A 17,677-nucleotide genomic window follows, 5' to 3' on the forward strand; every position below is an offset into this window, starting at 1 on the left:
CGCGCCGAGCAGCGCCTCCGTGCCCGGGGCGCCGCCCGGGGCGGGCCGGGGACCGGCGTCGCGGCCGTCGCCCTCCCCGTGCCGTGCCCGCATGCCCGCCTCCGCTCCCGCTCGCTCCGCGGGGCCGCCGTCCCCGGCGCCCCTCATGTCGACTCCCCCAGCGTCCTGGGACCGTCATCCGTCACACCGTCGGCCCCCAGCTGCCGTGCCAGCCGCTTCAGTCCCCGGTACGTCGCCGTCCGCACCGCGCCCGGCCGCTTGCCGAGCACCCGCGCGGCGGAGGGCCCGTCGAGACCGACGACGACCCGCAGCAGGACGGCCTCGGCCTGGTCGCGCGGCAGCGCCGAGACCAGGGCGAGCGCGGTCCGGGTGGACAGGGCCTCCAGCACCTGGTCGTGCGTGGTGTGCGGCCCGGGCAGGTCCAGGACGTCCTGCTCCAGTGCCGTGGGCCGGGGCCGTACCTTCTGGCGGCGCAGGTGGTCCAGGGCCCGGTGCCGGGCGATCGTCGCCGTCCAGCCCCGGAAGCCGGCCCCGTCGCCCTTGAAGCGCCGCAGGTCACGGGCTATCTCCAGCCAGGCGTCCGCCGCGATGTCCTCGGCGTCCTGGCCGACCAGCCCGCGCACGTAGCCCAGCAGCCCCGGCTGCACGAGCCGGTAGGCGACCGCGAAGGCGGCCTCGTCACCTTCCTGGGCCCGCGCGACGGCCGCGCCCAGTTCCCCGTCGTACGCCTGTACGCGGCGGGGTTCCCCTCGCTGGCCCAAGAACCGTCCTCGTCCGTACCGAGTCCTGCGCGCGCTCGGGTGAGCCCGCCCCCAAGGTCATCAGCGTCGGGGCGCACAGAAGTGTCACAGGGAGTGTCAGGGGGCCGCCGTGGCGTCCCGGCACAGCAGGCGGAGCGACCCGTCCCCGGCGAAGCAGCGGCGGGCCTCGTCGATCGGGTCCCACAGGCGGCCGTCCGGGGTGCGGACCCAGTGGTCGCCACCGGTCGCCCACCACTCGCCGCCGGACTCACGCACGATCACCTCCCCGGCGTACGCGCCCAGTCCGCGCAGCGCCGTCTCCACGGCGGCGTACGGCGCCCTCTCGCGCCGGATGCCGTCGATCACCCGGTCCACGCGCCACAGACTCTGCGCCGAGTAGTCCAGGCGCAGCCTCGCGCCCTCGCGCATCGTGGCCACCGCGTCCGCCGCCCACCGCACCGGCCTGGCGGCGGCCGAGGGCCGGGTCTGCTGCGGGCTCGTCGTCCTGCTCGTCCATCCGCTGGTCACAGTCGTCACATGGGCTAAAGCGCCGTGGGACGGGGTCGCGTCACACATGGGAGCCGGTCGTTCCGCAACCGGCGCAGGACCGCCGCACCTCCCCCACGTCCGCCGCACCGCCGCCGCGCGTTCCCCGCACGACGGTCACAGGGGCCCGCGGTGGGTCCGGGCGTCAGCCACGTCCCCTGGCCCGGCGGGAGACCACCGCGCGCAGCACCCGGCGCCCCTCCGTGGAGACCTCCAGGGCCGGACGGAGCCCGGCCGCGCCCCGACCGGCGAGCAGTTCCAGGACGCCGGTCTGGCGGCGCAGTTCGGCGGCGACGAGCGGGGGCAGTCCCGCCGTGCCGCCTTCGCGCGGGACGGCGGCCTCCGGGGCCGCGTCCGCCGCCGGGTCGAGCAGCCGGTGGATGCGGAGCGAGGCGACGGAGCAAGCGTCGGCCCACGTCCGCAGCGCCGGTCCCGAGCACGCGGCCGGCGCGGCCGCGAGCATGCGGCGGGCCAGCAGCACGGCCTCGTCCTCGCCGGTGGCGTAGGGGCCGGCGAGCTTGTCCCGCACCTGGGTCAGCCCCTGCGCCCAGTCGCGTCCGGGCTCGTCGGCGAGGGTCGCCCACAGGGGTCTGAGGGCCTCGTCGTCGCCGTCCAGCAGCGGAAGGCAGCGGTCCAAACAAGCCAGTCCGCTCGCGGCGAGTCCCCGTGCGTCGGCCCGCGCGATCAGTTCCACCAGGCTCATCGGGTCCCTCCCCGTCCCTGCCGCTTCGCCCCGCTCACCACCGCGGAGCCCGCACTGACCCTTACTGCGTGCGACGGCCCGGGAGTGTCACAGCGGCACGACGCCCAGCCGGTCGAGGAACCGGAAGAAGAGAGTTTCGGCCACCGGTCCGTCGGCGGGGTCCGCGTCGGCGCCGCCCCCGTCCGTGTCCGCCGCGGGGTCGTCCGACAGCACCTCGGCCAGGTCGCCCGCGCTCGCGGTGCGCCCCGCCTCGACGGCCCAGGCGACGGCGCGCTCGGCGGCGTCCCGGGGCTCCAGGAAGTAGTCCTCCAGGGTGAGCCCGTCCCGCTCGGCGCCCAGGTATCCGGCCATGGCGGTCCGCGCCAGGCAGGTCGTCCACGCCCCGCTCTCGGGCGCCGCCGCCTCCACGACCACGCAGTCGCTGTCCATCACGTACCCGAACAGCGCGGGTGCGCCGGTCTGCCCGGCCAGGTCGTTCATGTTGCCGACGTCCCCGTCGCCGCCCGCGAACTCCCACACCTGCCAGCCGTCCGGCGCGGACCGGCGCAGGGTCATGTCCGCGGCGCCGGGCAGCGCCTCCAGCTCCGCGAGCGGCCGCTCGGCGCGGCCGACGACGAAGTACCCCCAGTAGCCCATGTCCCGGTTCCCCCCGGTGTGTCGGTTCGGCTGGGTCAAAAGACCACCACAGTCGTACGGGAGTTCGCAGCAGGATGGGGCAATCGGCGCGCCGCGCCCGGGCTCGTCCGGGGCCGGCGTCAGTCGAGCCGGTCCGCCAGCGACTTGAAGTCCGCCCAGGGCAGTTCGGGCTTGCCGGGGTCCCACAGCTTCTGGACCGTCGCGGCCAGCGGCAGCCGGATGCCCTCGGCGACCTGGGCCTGGGTCTGGGCGTTCGGGAAGTCGCCCCAGACGGCGAAGCTGCCGCCGAGTATCTGCCGGTCGTACTTGGCGTCGACGGCCGTGGTGCCGCGCAGGACGCGCGGGGTCCACTGCTCGTAGATGCGCTCGCCGGTCGGGTACACGAAGGTCTGCGGCTGCCCGAGCACGTAGTAGAGGAACTCGTCGTTGTAGTTGAGGACCTGGCGGCCCTCGCTCAGGTACTCCGTCGGCGGGCGGGCGCCGATCTCCTTGCCCGTCCAGTAGGCGACCTTGATGTCCTTGAGCGGCTCGACGGAGGTGTCCTTGAAGAAGCCGTCGTTCCAGGCGCGCGGGGTGCGGTCGTGGGCCATGACCGTCTTGGCGCGGCCGTTGAGCCAGCCGGTGGTGAGGTCGGCGACGGTGCCGCCGGAGCCGTACGCCTTGCGGGCGGCGGCGGCCAGCGTCGGGTAGGACGCCTCGGGGTCGGACACCACGAGCGCCTGGTACTCGTCGGCACCGAGGTGGAACTGGGAGCCGGGGAAGAGGTCGGCGTACTCGTCGAGCAGGTCGTCGACGATCTTCGCGGCCTCCGGCTTGGAGATGTCGATGGCGCCGCGGGTGGCCGTGCCCTGCGCGTCGCGCAGCTGGAGGTCGGGATGGGCGGCGATCACGGCGCCGAGGTGGCCCGGTGAGTCGATCTCGGGCACGACGGTGATGTGGCGCGAGGAGGCGAGGTCGATGATCTCCTTCATCTCGGCCTTGGTCAGGTGGTCGTCCGAGACGATCTCGGGGTGCGAGTCGGACTCGATGCGGAAGGCCTGGTCGTCGGAGAAGTGCAGGCCCAGCTCGTTGAACTTCAGGTCGCCCAGCTCCCGGATCCGGTCCTTGATCCAGTCGGCGCTGTAGTGCTTGCGGGCGATGTCGAGGGAGAAGCCGCGCTTCGGTTTGGCGGGCTCGTCCTTCACCACGCCCTCCGGCGCGGTGCCGCCGCCGTCCACCGCCTGCTTCAGGGTGCGGGTGCCGTAGTAGACGCCGGCCTCGGCGGGCCCGGTGACGGTGACCCGGCCGTCGCGCACGGTCATGGTGTACGACTCCGGGTTCGCGCCCTTGTCGGCCTTGACGTCCAGCAGCAGGTCCCCGGCGCGCTCGTCGCCCTTCTGCCCGGCGTATGTCATGCCCAGGTCGCCGGCGATCTGCTTCCCCTCGTCGGCCAGTCCGGCGTCGGCGACGACGACCCGGTGCCCCTTCGCCGGCTGCCAGCCGGGGCCGCGGGCCGCGGTGTGCTCGCGTACGGCGGGAATGGTGCGCGGCGCCTTGGACAGGGGGTAGGAGCGGCTGGGACTCGGCGCGGCCGCCTCGCCCGACCGGGCCGCCGAACCCTGTGGGCCGCCGCCGTCGCCGTCGCCGTCGGTGGCCCAGAGGCCGACTCCCACACCGAGCGCGGCGACCACCGCGCCGGCGATCACGGCCCGCTGTCTCACCTTGTGCGCCGGTATCCGGCCTCCGTGCTGGCTCACAGCGCCAACCTACGGCCGCCGTTGCCGTCATGCGTCCACCACATGTTCTGAAACTCTCCCGTTCGGGTGAAATTCGGGCATCGGACGGACACGCGTTGCCGTCACTCGATAACGTGACGCCACATCTTTCGCACAATCCCCTGCCGACACACACGTGAAGCCCACAAGGACCCACGCTGCCTGCGCACCGTCTCCCAGACCTCCCCCGCCGAGTGGCCATACCGGTACCGGTGCAAACACGCGCCACTCCGGCAACGGCCGCCCCGTTGGAGTGCTTCAACACGGCCCCCGCCGACGAGGCCGTCCAGACCCTCCTCGCCTGCCTGCACAGCCGCGCCTGGGCCCACCGCCTCACCGCCCACCGGCCCTACCCGGACCTCCCCGCCCTCCTGGCGGCGGCGGACGAGGCGGCCTACGACCTCTCCCCGGACGACCTGACGGAGGCCCTGGCCGCGGAGACGCTGCCCACCCTCCCCGAGGACACGTACGCGGCAGCCCACACGGCCCTCAACGCGGCCCACGCGGCCTACGAGTCCCGCTTCGGACACGTGTTCGTCATCTGCCTGGCCGACCTGCCCCCGGCCGAGGCCCTGGACCATGTGCTGACCGCCATCCGGTCACGTTTGGCAAACGATCCGGACGAGGAACGTCTGGTGACGGCGGAGGAACTCCGGCGCCTGGCAAAGACGCGGCTGAGCAACGCCTTCTCAGGGGCGCGGGGAACCGCGCGACCAGCCACCGACCACCCGCACCCGGCAAACCACGCCAAACCCCCACCCCCGTAGCCGCCCCCGCTCCAACCCACTGCTCCTTTGAGTGCAAGTTTGATCACAACGGCAGGCCCCCCGTAAGCGCCGCAGGCAACCGTCGCTACCATGCTGGGGGCCGGTGGACCGTACCCGGCCGGGCCCGACCGACAAGGAAAGCCGGCGCGGCCCCAATCCCCGCTCCCGGAGGAAATTTCCGTGCCGGCTGGAACGCTGTACCGCGGCCGGGAAGGAATGTGGTCCTGGGTGGCTCATCGAGTCACCGGCGTCCTCATCTTCTTCTTCCTGTTCGTTCACGTGCTGGACACCGCTCTCGTGCGGGTGTCCCCCGAGGCCTACGACACCGTCGTGGCCACGTACAAGACGCCGATCGTCGCGCTGCTGGAGTACGGCCTCGTCGCCGCCATCCTCTTCCACGCGCTCAACGGCCTGCGTGTCATCGCCGTCGACTTCTGGGTCAAGGGCGCCCGCTACCAGAAGCAGATGCTCTGGACCGTCGTCGCCCTGTGGGTCGTGCTGATGCTCGGGGCGATCTACCCCGTCCTCGGCCACGCCGCTCGTGAACTGTTCGGGAGCTGACGCCAATGTCCACGACTGAATCCCCCGCTTCCGGGATCGGCCCCGTCGAGGGCGCCTCCCTCTACTCGGCCGACAACCCGGCGCCGCTCATCGAGGCGCCCCGCGCGCGCACGAAGAAGACCCCGAAGTCGACCCGGGGCAACTTCGAGATGGCCGCCTGGCTCTTCATGCGCCTGTCCGGCGTGGTGCTGGTCGTCCTGGTCCTCGGCCACCTGCTGATCCAGCTGGTGCTCGACGGCGGTGTCTCGAAGATCGGCTTCGCCTTCGTGGCGGGCCGCTGGGCCTCGCCGTTCTGGCAGGTCTGGGACCTCCTGATGCTCTGGCTCGCGATGCTGCACGGCGCGAACGGCCTGCGCACGGTCATCAACGACTACGCGGAGCGCCCCAACACCCGGCTGTGGCTCAAGGGCCTGCTCTACACCGCCACGGTGTTCACCATCCTGCTGGGCACGCTGGTGATCTTCACCTTCGACCCGAACATCCGCTAGGCACGGGGCTGCGAAAATCATGAAGGTACACAAGTACGACACCGTCATCGTCGGCGCCGGTGGCGCCGGCATGCGCGCGGCCATCGAGTCGACCAAGCGCAGCCGCACCGCCGTGCTGACGAAGCTCTACCCGACCCGCTCCCACACGGGCGCCGCGCAGGGCGGCATGGCCGCCGCGCTGGCCAACGTGGAGGAGGACAACTGGGAGTGGCACACCTTCGACACGGTCAAGGGCGGTGACTACCTGGTCGACCAGGACGCCGCCGAGATCCTGGCGAAGGAGGCCATCGACTCGGTCCTCGACCTGGAGAAGATGGGCCTGCCGTTCAACCGGACGCCCGACGGGACGATCGACCAGCGCCGCTTCGGCGGTCACAGCCGCAACCACGGCGAGGCCCCGGTCCGCCGCTCCTGCTACGCGGCCGACCGCACCGGTCACATGATCCTCCAGACGCTGTACCAGAACTGCGTGAAGGAGGGCGTGGAGTTCTTCAACGAGTTCTACGTCCTGGACCAGCTGATCACCGAGGTCGACGGCGTCAAGAAGTCGGCCGGTGTGGTGGCCTACGAGCTGGCGACCGGCGAGATCCACGTCTTCCAGGCGAAGTCCGTGATCTACGCCTCCGGCGGCACCGGCAAGTTCTTCAAGGTGACGTCCAACGCGCACACGCTCACCGGTGACGGCCAGGCGGCCGTGTACCGGCGCGGACTGCCGCTGGAGGACATGGAGTTCTTCCAGTTCCACCCGACCGGCATCTGGCGCATGGGCATCCTGCTGACGGAGGGCGCCCGCGGTGAGGGCGGCATCCTGCGCAACAAGGACGGCGAGCGCTTCATGGAGAAGTACGCGCCGGTCATGAAGGACCTCGCGTCCCGTGACGTCGTCTCGCGCTCCATCTACACGGAGATCCGCGAGGGCCGCGGCTGCGGTCCCGAGGGCGACCACGTCTACCTGGACCTCACCCACCTCCCGCCGGAGCAGCTGGACGCCAAGCTGCCCGACATCACGGAGTTCGCGCGGACCTACCTCGGCATCGAGCCCTACACGGACCCGATCCCGATCCAGCCGACCGCGCACTACGCCATGGGCGGCATCCCGACCAACGTCGAGGGCGAGGTGCTGGCGGACAACACGACCGTCGTGCCGGGCCTCTACGCGGCCGGCGAGGTGGCCTGCGTGTCGGTGCACGGCGCCAACCGCCTGGGCACCAACTCGCTGCTCGACATCAACGTCTTCGGCCGCCGCGCGGGCATCGCCGCCGCGGAGTACGCGCAGAAGGCGGACTTCGTCGAGCTGCCCGAGGACCCCGAGTCCCAGGTCGTCGAGCAGATCGAGCTGCTGCGCTCGTCCACCGGCACCGAGCGGGTGGCGACGATCCGCCGCGAGCTGCAGGAGTGCATGGACGCCAACGTCATGGTGTTCCGCACCGAGCAGACGATCAAGACGGCCGTCGAGAAGATCGCCGAGCTGCGCGCCCGCTACAAGAACGTGTCGATCCAGGACAAGGGCCGTCGCTTCAACACCGACCTGCTGGAGGCCGTCGAGCTGGGCAACCTGCTCGACCTGGCCGAGGTGATGGCGGTGTCCGCGCTCGCCCGCAAGGAGTCCCGCGGCGGTCACTACCGCGAGGACTTCCCCAACCGCGACGACGTCAACTTCATGCGCCACACCATGGCGTACCGCGAGGTGGGCGACGACGGCGCCGAGTCCATCCGGCTCGATTACAAGCCGGTCGTCCAGACCCGCTACCAGCCGATGGAGCGTAAGTACTGATGGCTACCCCTGTCATGGAGAAGAGCGACCAGGCCCCCGAGCCGGGCTTCGCCGACTCCCCCTACATCACGGTCACCTTCCGCGTCCGGCGGTTCAACCCGGAGGTCGCCGCCGAGGCGGCCTGGGAAGACTTCCAGCTGGAGATCGACCCGAAGGAGCGCGTCCTCGACGCGCTGCACAAGATCAAGTGGGACCTGGACGGAAGCCTGACCTTCCGCCGCTCCTGCGCGCACGGCATCTGCGGCTCGGACGCCATGCGGATCAACGGCAAGAACCGCCTCGCCTGCAAGACGCTGATCAAGGACCTCAGCCCCGAGAAGCCGATCACGGTCGAGCCCATAAAGGGCCTGACGGTCCTCAAGGACCTGGTCGTCGACATGGAGCCGTTCTTCCAGGCGTACCGGGACGTGATGCCCTTCCTGATCACGAAGGACACCAACGAGCCGACGCGTGAGCGCCTCCAGACCGCCGAGGACCGCGAGCGCTTCGACGACACGACCAAGTGCATCCTGTGCGCCGCCTGCACGTCCTCGTGCCCGGTGTTCTGGAACGACGGCCAGTACTTCGGCCCGGCCGCGATCGTCAACGCCCACCGCTTCATCTTCGACTCGCGCGACGAGGCCGGCGAGCAGCGGCTGGAGATCCTGAACGACCGCGACGGCGTGTGGCGCTGCCGTACGACCTTCAACTGCACGGACGCCTGCCCGCGCGGCATCGAGGTCACCAAGGCCATCGCGGAGGTGAAGCGAGCGCTGATCACGCGCCGCTTCTGACTCCGTCGGTGTACGCCGGTTAACAGCTGTGAGGGCCCCGTTTCCCCTGGAAGCGGGGCCTTCTGGCATATGCCACACCGTCGGGTGAACCCGTCGGCAACGGGCCATACGGCTACCCTCCGTCCTACGATGATGGCCTCGACACCAGCCCCTAGGAGGCACGCGATGTCCGCAGCATCCGTAGAGCTGCCCCACGGCGACCTTCCGCTGATCGCGGAGGCGAACCGCCTCATGGACCGGCTCCCGGGCTACCGCGTCGAGATCATCGGAGGCCAGCTCCTCGTGACCCCGCCGCCCGACGTCATGCACTCGCGTGCCCTGACCAAACTCATGCGCCCGTTCATCGCGGCGGGCCTCGACGACGGCGGAACCGAAGTGCACCAGGGCATTGGTCTCTGGCTGCCCACCGACGCCGAGGACTACGCGATTCCGGACCTGGTGATCGTGGACGCCGACATCGACGACCACCTCGTCGAGAACAACTGCTACGACCCGGTCTGCTTCCGCCTCGTCCTGGAGGTCACCTCCAGCAACTGGAAGAACGACCTCAAGGCCAAGGTCACCGCCTACGCCGCCGCCATGGTCCCCGTCTACGTGATCGTCGACCGCAAGCACCAGCGCCTCCACGTCCTCACCGACCCGGACTGCGCCGACTACTCCACCCACCGAGTCCACTCCCCCGGCGAGACCGTCACCCTGCCCGGCTCGCTCGGTGCCGAGGTCACGCTGGACGTCGCCGCGATCCTTGCCGCCGGACGGACGAAGAGCGCGCCCGGCGAGGGCTGACAATCAGCTGTTCCGGGCGATGACCGGCCTAGCCTGACGGCATGTCAGATGACGAGTCGTACGAACTGCTCGGGTTCGACAACGTGCTGCTGCCCGTCGGGGACCTCGCCGAGGCCGTCGGATTCTACGAGCGGGCCGGTTTCCCGGTCGCCTACCGGCTCGACGAGGCCGGGATCGCGCTGCTGAAGGTGGGCGTGGAGACGCCGGGGCTTCTGCTGCGGGCGGAGGAGGAGTTCGGACGGCAGCCGCCGATGTGGCCCTCCGCGCGGGTGTGGCTCGAGGTGACCGACGCCCGGGTCGCCGCCCGCGCGCTGAGGGACGCCGGGGTGCCGCCGCTGGACGAGCCGTTCCCCGTGGCCACCGGATGGACCGTCGAGTTCGCCGATCCCTGGGGCAACGTCATCGGCCTCACGGACTACTCCAAGCGCCCGGAGCTGGGCCGCCGCCCCTGAGCGCAACGCTCGCTTGAACGTGTTCAAAAACAGGTCTACAGTCAGTCCTGTCAGCGTTTTGAACGCGTTCAAGAAGGGGTGGGGCATGGACCGCACCGTCATCGCCTACGTCATCTACCTGGCCGTCAGCATCGGACTGACCGTCTGGGTGGCCCGCACGCTCAGCCGCAACGGACGGGTCTTCCTCTCCGACGTCCTGCACGGCAACGAGAAGCTCGCGGACGCCGTCAACCACCTCCTGGTGGTCGGCTTCTACCTCGTCAACCTCGGCTTCGTCGCCCTCTACCTGAGCGACGACGAGACCCTCACCGACACCCGCGGCATCTTCGAGGCGCTGTCGACCAAGCTCGGGGTGGTGCTGCTGGTGCTCGGCGTGATGCACCTGGGCAACGTGTACGTGCTCAACAAGATCCGGCGGCGCGGGCTGATGGAGCGGGAGCAGGTACCGCCGGTCCCGCCGCAGGGCTGGGTGGCCCCGACGGCCGGAGCCTGATCCGATGGCTCCCGCTCCCGGGACGACGGCCGGCGCCCCCGTGCGCCGGCTCACCGTCCTCTACGACGCCGAATGCGCCCTGTGCACCCACGTACGGGACTGGCTGCTGCGCCAGCCCCGCCTGGTGCCGCTGGAGCTGGTCCCGGCCGCCTCGGACGAGGCGCGCAGGCGCTTCCCCGGGCTCGACCACGGGGCCACCCTCGACGAGGTCACCGCCGTGGGCGACGCCGGGCAGGTCTACCGCGGCGCCGCCGCCTGGGTGGTCGTCCTGTGGGCGCTGCGCGGGTACCGCGGGCTCGCCCACCGGCTCAGCACGCCCAAGGGCGCCCTGCTGGCCCGGGGGGCCGTCCTGGCCGCCGCCAAGTGGCGCGCCGGGCAGCGGCAGTGGGGCGGCACGGGGTACCGCCGCGCGGAAATCGAAAGGGGCGGCGCGCAGCGCCTCGGTGAGGGGCGGTGGTCGGGCGACGGGTGGGCCTACGAGCCCCGCCTCGGGTGGATCTACACCGGGCCGGGCTGTGCCGACGGCACCTGTACGACTGGATAGGCTCTGGACCCGTGCCTGCGACCAACGACGGCCCCGACGACGGCGCCCACCTCAGCAAGTCCGAGCAGACCCGCGCGCTGATCCTGGAGACGGCCATGCGGCTGTTCCAGGAACGCGGTTACGACCGGACCACGATGCGGGCCATCGCCCAGGAGGCCGGGGTCTCCGTCGGCAACGCGTATTACTACTTCGCCGGCAAGGAACACCTGATCCAGGGCTTCTACGACCGGATCGCCGCCGAGCACCAGGCGGCGGTCCGCGAGGTCCTGGCCAGGGAGACCGACCTGGAGGCCAGGCTCGCGGGCGTGCTGAAGGTCTGGCTGGACATCGCCACGCCGTACCACGAGTTCGCCGTGCAGTTCTTCAAGAACGCCGCCGACCCGGACAGCCCGCTCAGCCCCTTCTCCCCGGAGTCGGAACACGCGCGCGTGGAGGCCATCAGCATCCACCGCGCGGTGCTCGCCGGGGCGAAGACCAAGGTGCCCGAGGAGCTGCGGGACATCCTGCCGGAGCTGATGTGGCTGTCCCAGATGGGCCTGGTCCTGTACTGGATCTTCGACCGCACCGAGGGCCGCGAGCGCAGCTACCGCCTCGCCGAGCGCGGCGCCCGGCTCACCGCGCGGGGCGTCGTGCTGGCCCGCTTCCGGGTGCTGCGCCCGCTGGTGCGCGAGGTGCACGAGCTGTTCACGGACTTCCTGCCGGGGATGACCAGGGTGATCCCCGACCCGGCCGCCCGCAAGGCCGCCCGCGAGCCCGACGGTCAGGCCTGACGGGACGCCAGCTCGATCACCGTGATGTCCGAGGGCGCCCCCACGCGCGTGGGCGGGCCCCAGGCGCCCGCGCCGCGGCTGACGTAGAGCTGGGTGTCGCCGTAGCGGTCCAGGCCCGCCAGCGTCGGGTTGGCGGCGCCCGCGATGAGGTTGCCGGGCCAGAGCTGGCCGCCGTGGGTGTGGCCGGACAGCTGGAGGTCGACGCCGTGGTCGACGGCGTCGTGGATCTGCACCGGCTGGTGGGCGAGCAGCACGCAGGCGCGGGAGCGGTCCCGGTCGCCGAGGGCCTTGGCGTAGTCGGGGCCCTGGCCCTCGTCCTCGCCCGCCACGTCGTTGACGCCGGCGAGGTCGAAGTGGGGCAGCTCGGTACGGGCGTTCTCCAGCGGGAGCAGCCCGAGCCGCCGTACCTCGGCGACCCACTGCTCGGCGCCGGAGAAGTACTCGTGGTTGCCGGTGACGAAGTACGCGCCGTGCCGGGCCCGGAGCTGGGAGAGCGGGGCGGCGGCCGGGCCGAGGTCCTTCACGCTGCCGTCCACCAGGTCGCCGACGACGGCGATCAGGTCGGGCTGCGTGGCGTTGATCGTGTCGACGACCTGCTGCGCGAAGCCCCGGCCGAGGATCGGGCCGAGGTGGATGTCGCTGACCACCGCGATGCGGAAACCGTGCGCCGCGCGCGGGAGCTTGGCCAGCGGCACGGTGACCCGCTTCACCTTCGGGCCGCTCAGCACGCCGTAGGTGCCGTACCCGACCGTCCCGACGGCCGCCGCGGCGGCGGCACCGGCGACGACCCGGGAGACGAACAGGCGCCGGGAGGGGAGGGCGAGGGGGCTCGTGGACCCGCTCCCCGGGGCGGGGGCCGGCGGCTCGGGTGCCTCAGGCGTGCCGGGCGTCCTCGGCGGGGCCGTCCCGGCCGGTATGCGTTCGGTCTCCTCGGCCGGGGAGACCGACGGCTCGGCCCGCTCCGTGTTCCGCGCGGCCGCCCGGCGCTCCAGGAACCTCCGCAGCAGCGGCCGGACGACCTCGCCCGCGAGCACCGCGAGCAGCAGGTAGACCGACAGGGCCAGCCACAGGAAGCCCGGCCAGGCAAGGACCCGCTGGAGCCAGAACGGGGCGCCCGCGCGCTCGGCGACCAGCGCGCCGACCGCCAGCAGCCAGCCCCCGGCGATCACCGCCGCGCCGGTCCGGCGCACGGGGCCCGGAGCGCGGGTCGTGTCGCGGAACAGGCGCCGCCACACGTACCAGTTGGCCGTCACCAGGACGCCCACCATCACCAGCGCGACCAGCACGAAGACGACCGCCATGCCGTCGTATCCCCTCGGTTGTGACGCCCAGGGCGTCCGTGACGTCCCTCGCCCCTATGACGTTCGGCGCAGTGCGCGCACCCCGCGCAACCCGATGGCCCCGACGACCGTCCCCAATACGAAGGACACGATCGCGAGCAGCAGGTGCACCCAGAAGTACGCCGTGGGCTCGCCGTCCTCGAAGGCGAGCCCGCTGCCGTCCTTGACCAGGTTTTTGACGAAAGTGATCCAGATGATCCAGCTCCACACCCCGAAAGCGAGCAGGAACCAGGAGACGGGGCGGCTGAGCTTCATGGTTTCAGTATCGCCGCACGCTGTCCGGAACCGTGCGCGGGGTGGGGAGGGGAGTGGGACGGGCCCGGTCGCGGGGGGTACGTTTCCGCTCGTGCCCGCTCCCAAGAAGGCCCTCAGGCGATCCCTGACGGTCACCTCCGCCGCCCTGACCGCTCTCGCCCTCCTCTCCCCCGCCGCGCTCGCCGCCCCGAGCCCGTCGGGGAGTCCGTCGGGGAGTCCGTCGGCCACTCCCCCCGCGTCGATGTCGGCGGTGGGCGGCGCGCGGCTCGGGAAGCCCGGGACGCAGGTGGACCTGGCGGGCGGGGCGCCCGTGCTGCCGAAGGACCTCACCGCCCGTTCGTGGATCGTCGCGGACGCCGAGTCGGGCGACGTGCTGGCCGCGCACAACGCGCACTGGCGGCTGGCCCCGGCGAGCACCCTGAAGATGCTGTTCGCGGACACGCTGCTGCCGAAGTGGCCGAAGACGACGAAGCACAAGGTCGAGGTCTCCGACCTGGCGGGCATCGGCGCCGGGTCCAGCATGGTCGGCATCAAGGAGACGGAGACCTACACCGTCCACGACCTGTGGCTCGGGGTCTTCCTGCGGTCCGGCAACGACGCGGTGCACGTGCTGTCGGCGATGAACGACGGCGTCGACAAGACCGTCGCGGACATGAACGCGCACGCCGACGAACTGCAGGCCCTCGACACCACCGTGGTCAGCCCCGACGGCTACGACATGCCGGGGCAGGTCTCCTCCGCGTACGACCTGACCCTGTTCGCCCGTTCGGGGCTCCAGAAGAAGGACTTCCGCGAGTACGCCTCGACGGTCAGCGCGAAGTTCCCGGGCGAGACCACGAAGAACAAGAAGGGCAAGACCTCCCGCGGGACCTTCGAGATCCAGAACACCAACCGGCTGCTGGCGGGCGACTCGGACGTGGAGGTCTATCCGGGCATCGCGGGGGTGAAGAACGGCAACACCACCAACGCGGGCGCCACCTTCACGGGCGTCGCCGAGCGCGGCGGCCGGGTGCTGCTCGTGACCGTGATGAACCCGGCGAAGGACGAGCACAACGAGGTCTACAAGGAGACCGCCCGCCTGTTCGACTGGGGCTTCAAGGCGGCCGGCAAGGTGCGGCCGGTGGGCGAGCTGGTGGGTCCGCGGAGCGCCACCGCGGCGAGCCCCTCGGCCGAGGCCTCCGGTGAGGCCGGCGGCACCGGGAAGGGCGCCGCGGGCACCGGGCCGGTGGCGGGCTCCCAGACCGGGGGCGGCGCCGGCGGGGTCGGGATCGCGGCCGGCATCACCGCGGGGGTGCTGGTGCTGCTCGCGGGCGGCGCGTTCCTGGTCAACCGGAAGTGGCCGCTGCCGGACCTGGTCCGTCGCCGGACCCGTCCGTGACGCCCTCGCCGCCCGGCTCCCCCAGCTCCTGCGCCTTGCTGCCCGTCGCCGTCCAGGCGGCGCAGAACAGCACCAGTTTCGCGGTGAAGTTGATCCACAGCAGCAGGGCGACGGGGACACCGAAGGCGCCGTACATGCTCTTCGCGGCGACGCCCTGGATGTAGCCGCTGAGCAGCAGCTTCAGCAGTTCGAAGCCGACCGCGCCGATCAGCGCGGCCACCACCAGGCGGCGGCGCTCGGGCTGGACGCCGGGCAGCAGGGTCAGCACGTACAGCAGCAGCAGGAAGTCGGCGAGCACGGCGACGGCGAAGGCGGCGACGTAGAGCAGGACGCCGCCGACCCCGCCCTCGGCGAGGCCGACCGTGCGGATGATCCAGCCGACCAGCGCCGAGGCGACGGTGGAGATGGCGACGGTGATCAGCAGCGCGCCGCCGAGGCCGACCAGGACACCCGCGTCCTTGGCCCGGTGCAGGACCGGGTTCTCCTCCTCGTCGGGCAGCTCCCACACGGCGCGCAGACAGCCCCGGGTGGCCTCGATCCAGCCCATGCCGGTGAACAGCAGCAGGAGCGCGGAGATCACCCCGACGGTGCCGGCGTTGTCGACGAGGCCCTGGATGTTCAGCTGGTCGGAGATGCCGGGGATCTGCTCGGCGAGCTTGTCCTGGAGCTTGTCCTGCTGCTGCCTGCTGAGCGTGGCGGCGGCCACGGCGGCGGCCAGGCTCAGCAGCGGGAAGAGCGCGACGAAGCTGGTGAAGGTCATGGCGGCGGCCAGCCGGGACCACTTCACCCGGTCGAGACGCTCGTAGGAGCGCCAGGCGTGCGTGGTCATCAGGCGCGCGATCCACGGTCCCACGACGGGGAGCTTCTTCAGCCAGTCCATGATCCGACCCTGCCCCCGCTCGTCCCGTTCCATGATCCCGTCCGGCCGCCGGATGCGGCGCCGGACCGGAAGACCAGTGTCCTTGTGCCCCAGAAGCGCAGGATCGTGCCCAGGACCATGCCGACCCCGGCGCCGGAGACCGTGTCGGCGTGCTGCGAGGTGAGGCCGAGCCCGTAGTGGCTGACGGCCAGGCAGAGCAGCTGGACGGCGGCGCCGGCGGCGTTCACGGCGAAGAACACGGCGCAGGAACGCAGGCCGCGGGTGCGGGTGTGCCGGTAGGTGCCCAGGGCGTTGCCCGCGTAGGCGACCGAGCAGCCGGCGACGAAGGAGAGCGTCTTGGCGGTGAGCGGACCGAGGCCCGCCGGGCCCCGCAGGCAGGTGAAGAGGCCGAGGTCGACGGCGTAGGCGAGCAGACCGACACCGGCGAAGCCCAGCAGTTCGCGCCGGTCGGCTACCAATTGGCCACCGCCAGGCCGTACATCGCGAGCCAGACCAGGCCGATCAGCGCGAGAGGGCGGTCGCGCAGGACGACGTCCTCGGGTTCGCCCGCGGTGCCGCGGTCGGCGAAGACGGCGTAGCGCAGCACGGCGAGGACGAAGGCGACCATGGAGAGCTGGCGCCAGGGCAGCACGCTGGTGTGCGGGACGCCGCCCTCCTCCATGGCCCACAGGCAGTAGCCGAGGACGGCGACACCGGCGGCGAGCTGCCAGACGAAGCGGAGGTAGCCGGTGGTGTACTCGGTGAGCAGCGCGCGCGTGGCGCCCTCCTTGCCCGCCATCTGCACGGCTTCGGAGTAGCGCTTGGCGGCGACCATGAACAGGGCGCCGAAGCCGGTCGTGATGAGGAACCAGCGCGACAGGGGGATGCCGAGCGCGAGTCCGCCGATCATCGCGCGCATCAGGAAGCCGGTGGTGACGACGGCGAGGTCGACGACCAGGACGTGCTTGAGGCTGACGCAGTACGCCAGTTGCATGGCGAGGTAGGCGGTCAGCAGGGCCGCGACGGCCGGGGGGCAGAGCCAGGCGGCGAGGACGGGCGCGAGGACGCCCAGGACGCCTCCGACGGCGTAGGCGAGCGGCACCGGGACCTGTCCGGCGGCGACCGGGCGGTGCCGTTTGACGGGGTGGGCGCGGTCCGCCTCGGCGTCCCGGGCGTCGTTGACCAGGTAGACGGCGGCGGCGCAGGCGGTGAACAGGACGAAGACCAGGGCGAGCCGGCCCAGCGCGTGCGCGGAGAACAGCTCGCCGGCGGCGGCCGGGGCGGCGACGACCAGGACGTTCTTGACCCACTGGCGGGGGCGCGCGGTGCGCAGCAGCCCGGCCGGGACGTGTCTCGCCCGGCGCGGCGGGGCGGGCTCCGGCGGCTGTTCGGGGGCGCGTTGGCGCAGGACGGCTGTGTCAGTCACGGGTGCCTCCGCGCATCCAGCCGGTGCCGAGCCGGGCCGTGAGCGCGCCCAGGGCGGCGCCCGCCGCGACGTCCGAGGGGTAGTGGACGCCGACGACCAGCCGGGAGGCGCACACGGCGGCGGCGAGCGGCCAGGCGGCCCGCACCCCGAGCGCCCCGAAGACGACGGCGGCCGCGGCGGCCGAGGTGGCGTGGGAGCTGGGGAAGGAGTGCCGGCCCGCCGTACGCACCAGGGGCACGACGTGCGCGGGGCGGGGGCGGCGTACGACCCGCTTCACCCCCATGCTGACGACGTGGGCGCCCGCGGTGAGCACGGTGCCGCGCAGCCAGGCCGTACGCCGGGGTGCGTCCACGGCGGCCGCGGTGAGGCCCGCCGCGAGCCACAGGGCCCCGTGCTCCCCCGCCCAGGACAGGGCGCGCGCGGCGCCGGCCACGCGCGGGTCGGTTCCGCAGGCCCTGAGCGCGCTGACGATCCGGTGGTCCATGTCGTCGAGGTCGTCCATGTGCACTCACTGTCCACGCCCGCGGCGCGCGAAGGCGGGCACGCCGGAGCGACATACCATTAATCACCCGTTTCAGGGACGGCTTGAATGTTTTGGAACTAATCATTCACATAAGGGCGATACGGTCACC

Annotated in this window: 22 protein-coding genes; 11 read left to right on the forward strand and 11 right to left on the reverse strand. The window is 72.0% G+C overall.

The window, feature by feature from the left end:
- Positions 1–143: 143 nt before the first annotated feature.
- The 5 genes from BZZ08_RS27595 to BZZ08_RS27615 form a co-directional block, all read right to left on the reverse strand.
- Positions 144–761, reverse strand: coding sequence for an RNA polymerase sigma factor (locus BZZ08_RS27595; protein WP_104634936.1), 618 nt, complete (start codon positions 759–761; stop codon positions 144–146).
- 96 nt (positions 762–857) lie between these two features.
- Positions 858–1,268 (reverse strand): hypothetical protein, encoded by a 411-nt coding sequence (locus BZZ08_RS27600; RefSeq protein WP_198601721.1) that lies wholly within the window; start codon positions 1,266–1,268, stop codon positions 858–860.
- A 163-nt stretch (positions 1,269–1,431) separates the two neighbouring features.
- A complete protein-coding gene (locus BZZ08_RS27605) occupies positions 1,432–1,989 on the reverse strand; it encodes a hypothetical protein (RefSeq protein ID WP_104634938.1) in 558 nt (185 codons plus the stop codon).
- Between the two features lie 87 nt (positions 1,990–2,076).
- The gene (locus BZZ08_RS27610) at positions 2,077–2,625 is read right to left on the reverse strand and encodes a hypothetical protein (RefSeq protein ID WP_104634939.1); all 549 of its coding nucleotides are present in this window, start codon (positions 2,623–2,625) and stop codon (positions 2,077–2,079) included.
- A gap of 119 nt (positions 2,626–2,744) precedes the next feature.
- On the reverse strand, positions 2,745–4,310 hold the full coding sequence (locus tag BZZ08_RS27615; protein WP_104634940.1) for a beta-N-acetylhexosaminidase: 1,566 nt from the start codon (positions 4,308–4,310) through the stop codon (positions 2,745–2,747).
- A 281-nt stretch (positions 4,311–4,591) separates the two neighbouring features.
- On the opposite strand from BZZ08_RS27615, the gene BZZ08_RS27620 reads away from it, so the two are divergent.
- The 10 genes from BZZ08_RS27620 (at position 4,592) to BZZ08_RS27665 (ending at position 11,787) form a co-directional block, all read left to right on the forward strand.
- Complete coding sequence (locus tag BZZ08_RS27620; protein ID WP_104634941.1) at positions 4,592–5,146, forward strand: 2-oxo-4-hydroxy-4-carboxy-5-ureidoimidazoline decarboxylase; 555 nt, start codon at positions 4,592–4,594, stop codon at positions 5,144–5,146.
- Positions 5,147–5,326: 180 nt separating this feature from the next.
- Complete coding sequence (gene sdhC / locus BZZ08_RS27625) at positions 5,327–5,707, forward strand: succinate dehydrogenase, cytochrome b556 subunit (RefSeq protein WP_003974113.1); 381 nt, start codon at positions 5,327–5,329, stop codon at positions 5,705–5,707.
- A gap of 5 nt (positions 5,708–5,712) precedes the next feature.
- Positions 5,713–6,195, forward strand: coding sequence for a succinate dehydrogenase hydrophobic membrane anchor subunit (locus BZZ08_RS27630; protein ID WP_104634942.1), 483 nt, complete (start codon positions 5,713–5,715; stop codon positions 6,193–6,195).
- A gap of 19 nt (positions 6,196–6,214) precedes the next feature.
- Positions 6,215–7,969, forward strand: coding sequence for a succinate dehydrogenase flavoprotein subunit (gene sdhA / locus BZZ08_RS27635; protein ID WP_104634943.1), 1,755 nt, complete (start codon positions 6,215–6,217; stop codon positions 7,967–7,969).
- Entirely contained in the window at positions 7,969–8,742 is a 774-nt protein-coding gene (locus BZZ08_RS27640) for a succinate dehydrogenase iron-sulfur subunit (protein ID WP_104634944.1), read from the forward strand. Before sdhA ends, BZZ08_RS27640 begins: the two co-directional genes overlap by 1 nt.
- Before the next feature lie 165 nt (positions 8,743–8,907).
- On the forward strand, positions 8,908–9,528 hold the full coding sequence (locus BZZ08_RS27645) for a Uma2 family endonuclease (protein ID WP_104634945.1): 621 nt from the start codon (positions 8,908–8,910) through the stop codon (positions 9,526–9,528).
- A 41-nt stretch (positions 9,529–9,569) separates the two neighbouring features.
- Positions 9,570–9,980, forward strand: a complete 411-nt coding sequence (locus BZZ08_RS27650) for a VOC family protein (RefSeq protein ID WP_104634946.1) — start codon at positions 9,570–9,572, stop codon at positions 9,978–9,980.
- An 85-nt stretch (positions 9,981–10,065) separates the two neighbouring features.
- Positions 10,066–10,473, forward strand: a complete 408-nt coding sequence (locus tag BZZ08_RS27655) for a hypothetical protein (protein ID WP_104634947.1) — start codon at positions 10,066–10,068, stop codon at positions 10,471–10,473.
- Positions 10,474–10,477: 4 nt separating this feature from the next.
- Positions 10,478–11,017 carry a thiol-disulfide oxidoreductase DCC family protein gene (locus BZZ08_RS27660; protein WP_104634948.1) on the forward strand — a complete coding sequence of 180 codons (540 nt, stop codon included), beginning with the start codon at positions 10,478–10,480 and terminating at the stop codon, positions 11,015–11,017.
- 11 nt (positions 11,018–11,028) lie between these two features.
- A complete protein-coding gene (locus BZZ08_RS27665; protein ID WP_104634949.1) occupies positions 11,029–11,787 on the forward strand; it encodes a TetR/AcrR family transcriptional regulator in 759 nt (252 codons plus the stop codon).
- Here the strand turns inward: BZZ08_RS27665 and BZZ08_RS27670 are convergent.
- Together BZZ08_RS27670 and BZZ08_RS27675 are read right to left on the reverse strand one after the other, a co-directional pair.
- Positions 11,778–13,088, reverse strand: coding sequence for a metallophosphoesterase (locus BZZ08_RS27670; RefSeq protein ID WP_104634950.1), 1,311 nt, complete (start codon positions 13,086–13,088; stop codon positions 11,778–11,780). The two genes, BZZ08_RS27665 and BZZ08_RS27670, sit on opposite strands and share 10 nt — an antisense overlap.
- Before the next feature lie 54 nt (positions 13,089–13,142).
- Positions 13,143–13,382 carry an SCO4848 family membrane protein gene (locus BZZ08_RS27675; RefSeq protein ID WP_052839750.1) on the reverse strand — a complete coding sequence of 80 codons (240 nt, stop codon included), beginning with the start codon at positions 13,380–13,382 and terminating at the stop codon, positions 13,143–13,145.
- 91 nt (positions 13,383–13,473) lie between these two features.
- Here BZZ08_RS27675 and BZZ08_RS27680 point away from each other — a divergent pair, with 91 nt between their 5' ends.
- A complete protein-coding gene (locus tag BZZ08_RS27680; protein WP_104634951.1) occupies positions 13,474–14,760 on the forward strand; it encodes a D-alanyl-D-alanine carboxypeptidase family protein in 1,287 nt (428 codons plus the stop codon).
- Here BZZ08_RS27680 and BZZ08_RS27685 read toward each other — a convergent pair.
- From BZZ08_RS27685 to BZZ08_RS27700, 4 genes are read right to left on the reverse strand one after another with little or no spacing between them, the layout of a single operon-like run.
- Complete coding sequence (locus BZZ08_RS27685; RefSeq protein ID WP_274543297.1) at positions 14,708–15,640, reverse strand: YihY/virulence factor BrkB family protein; 933 nt, start codon at positions 15,638–15,640, stop codon at positions 14,708–14,710. The two genes, BZZ08_RS27680 and BZZ08_RS27685, sit on opposite strands and share 53 nt — an antisense overlap.
- On the reverse strand, positions 15,628–16,098 hold the full coding sequence (locus BZZ08_RS27690) for a GtrA family protein (protein ID WP_104634953.1): 471 nt from the start codon (positions 16,096–16,098) through the stop codon (positions 15,628–15,630). The genes BZZ08_RS27685 and BZZ08_RS27690 overlap by 13 nt, the downstream gene beginning before the upstream one ends.
- Positions 16,092–17,045 (reverse strand): decaprenyl-phosphate phosphoribosyltransferase, encoded by a 954-nt coding sequence (locus BZZ08_RS27695; protein WP_104634954.1) that lies wholly within the window; start codon positions 17,043–17,045, stop codon positions 16,092–16,094. The genes BZZ08_RS27690 and BZZ08_RS27695 overlap by 7 nt, the downstream gene beginning before the upstream one ends.
- On the reverse strand, positions 17,038–17,547 hold the full coding sequence (locus tag BZZ08_RS27700; RefSeq protein WP_104634955.1) for a phosphatase PAP2 family protein: 510 nt from the start codon (positions 17,545–17,547) through the stop codon (positions 17,038–17,040). Before BZZ08_RS27700 ends, BZZ08_RS27695 begins: the two co-directional genes overlap by 8 nt.
- Positions 17,548–17,677: the final 130 nt, after the last annotated feature.

It is taken from the genome of Streptomyces sp. MH60, from assembly GCF_002939385.1.
Taxonomy (GTDB): domain Bacteria; phylum Actinomycetota; class Actinomycetes; order Streptomycetales; family Streptomycetaceae; genus Streptomyces.

Bases quoted from the DNA above. Each gene is read 5' to 3' on its own strand.
- BZZ08_RS27605 (WP_104634938.1), bottom strand. From the start codon at position 1,989: ATGAGCCTGGTGGAACTGATCGCGCGGGCCGACGCACGGGGACTCGCC.
- BZZ08_RS27640 (WP_104634944.1), top strand. From the start codon at position 7,969: ATGGCTACCCCTGTCATGGAGAAGAGCGACCAGGCCCCCGAGCCGGGC.
- BZZ08_RS27650 (WP_104634946.1), top strand. From the start codon at position 9,570: ATGTCAGATGACGAGTCGTACGAACTGCTCGGGTTCGACAACGTGCTG.
- BZZ08_RS27670 (WP_104634950.1), bottom strand. From the start codon at position 13,088: ATGGCGGTCGTCTTCGTGCTGGTCGCGCTGGTGATGGTGGGCGTCCTG.
- BZZ08_RS27645 (WP_104634945.1), top strand. From the start codon at position 8,908: ATGTCCGCAGCATCCGTAGAGCTGCCCCACGGCGACCTTCCGCTGATC.
- BZZ08_RS27655 (WP_104634947.1), top strand. From the start codon at position 10,066: ATGGACCGCACCGTCATCGCCTACGTCATCTACCTGGCCGTCAGCATC.
- BZZ08_RS27660 (WP_104634948.1), top strand. From the start codon at position 10,478: ATGGCTCCCGCTCCCGGGACGACGGCCGGCGCCCCCGTGCGCCGGCTC.
- BZZ08_RS27610 (WP_104634939.1), bottom strand. From the start codon at position 2,625: ATGGGCTACTGGGGGTACTTCGTCGTCGGCCGCGCCGAGCGGCCGCTC.
- BZZ08_RS27685 (WP_274543297.1), bottom strand. From the start codon at position 15,640: ATGGACTGGCTGAAGAAGCTCCCCGTCGTGGGACCGTGGATCGCGCGC.
- BZZ08_RS27630 (WP_104634942.1), top strand. From the start codon at position 5,713: ATGTCCACGACTGAATCCCCCGCTTCCGGGATCGGCCCCGTCGAGGGC.
- BZZ08_RS27700 (WP_104634955.1), bottom strand. From the start codon at position 17,547: ATGGACGACCTCGACGACATGGACCACCGGATCGTCAGCGCGCTCAGG.
- BZZ08_RS27675 (WP_052839750.1), bottom strand. From the start codon at position 13,382: ATGAAGCTCAGCCGCCCCGTCTCCTGGTTCCTGCTCGCTTTCGGGGTG.
- sdhA (WP_104634943.1), top strand. From the start codon at position 6,215: ATGAAGGTACACAAGTACGACACCGTCATCGTCGGCGCCGGTGGCGCC.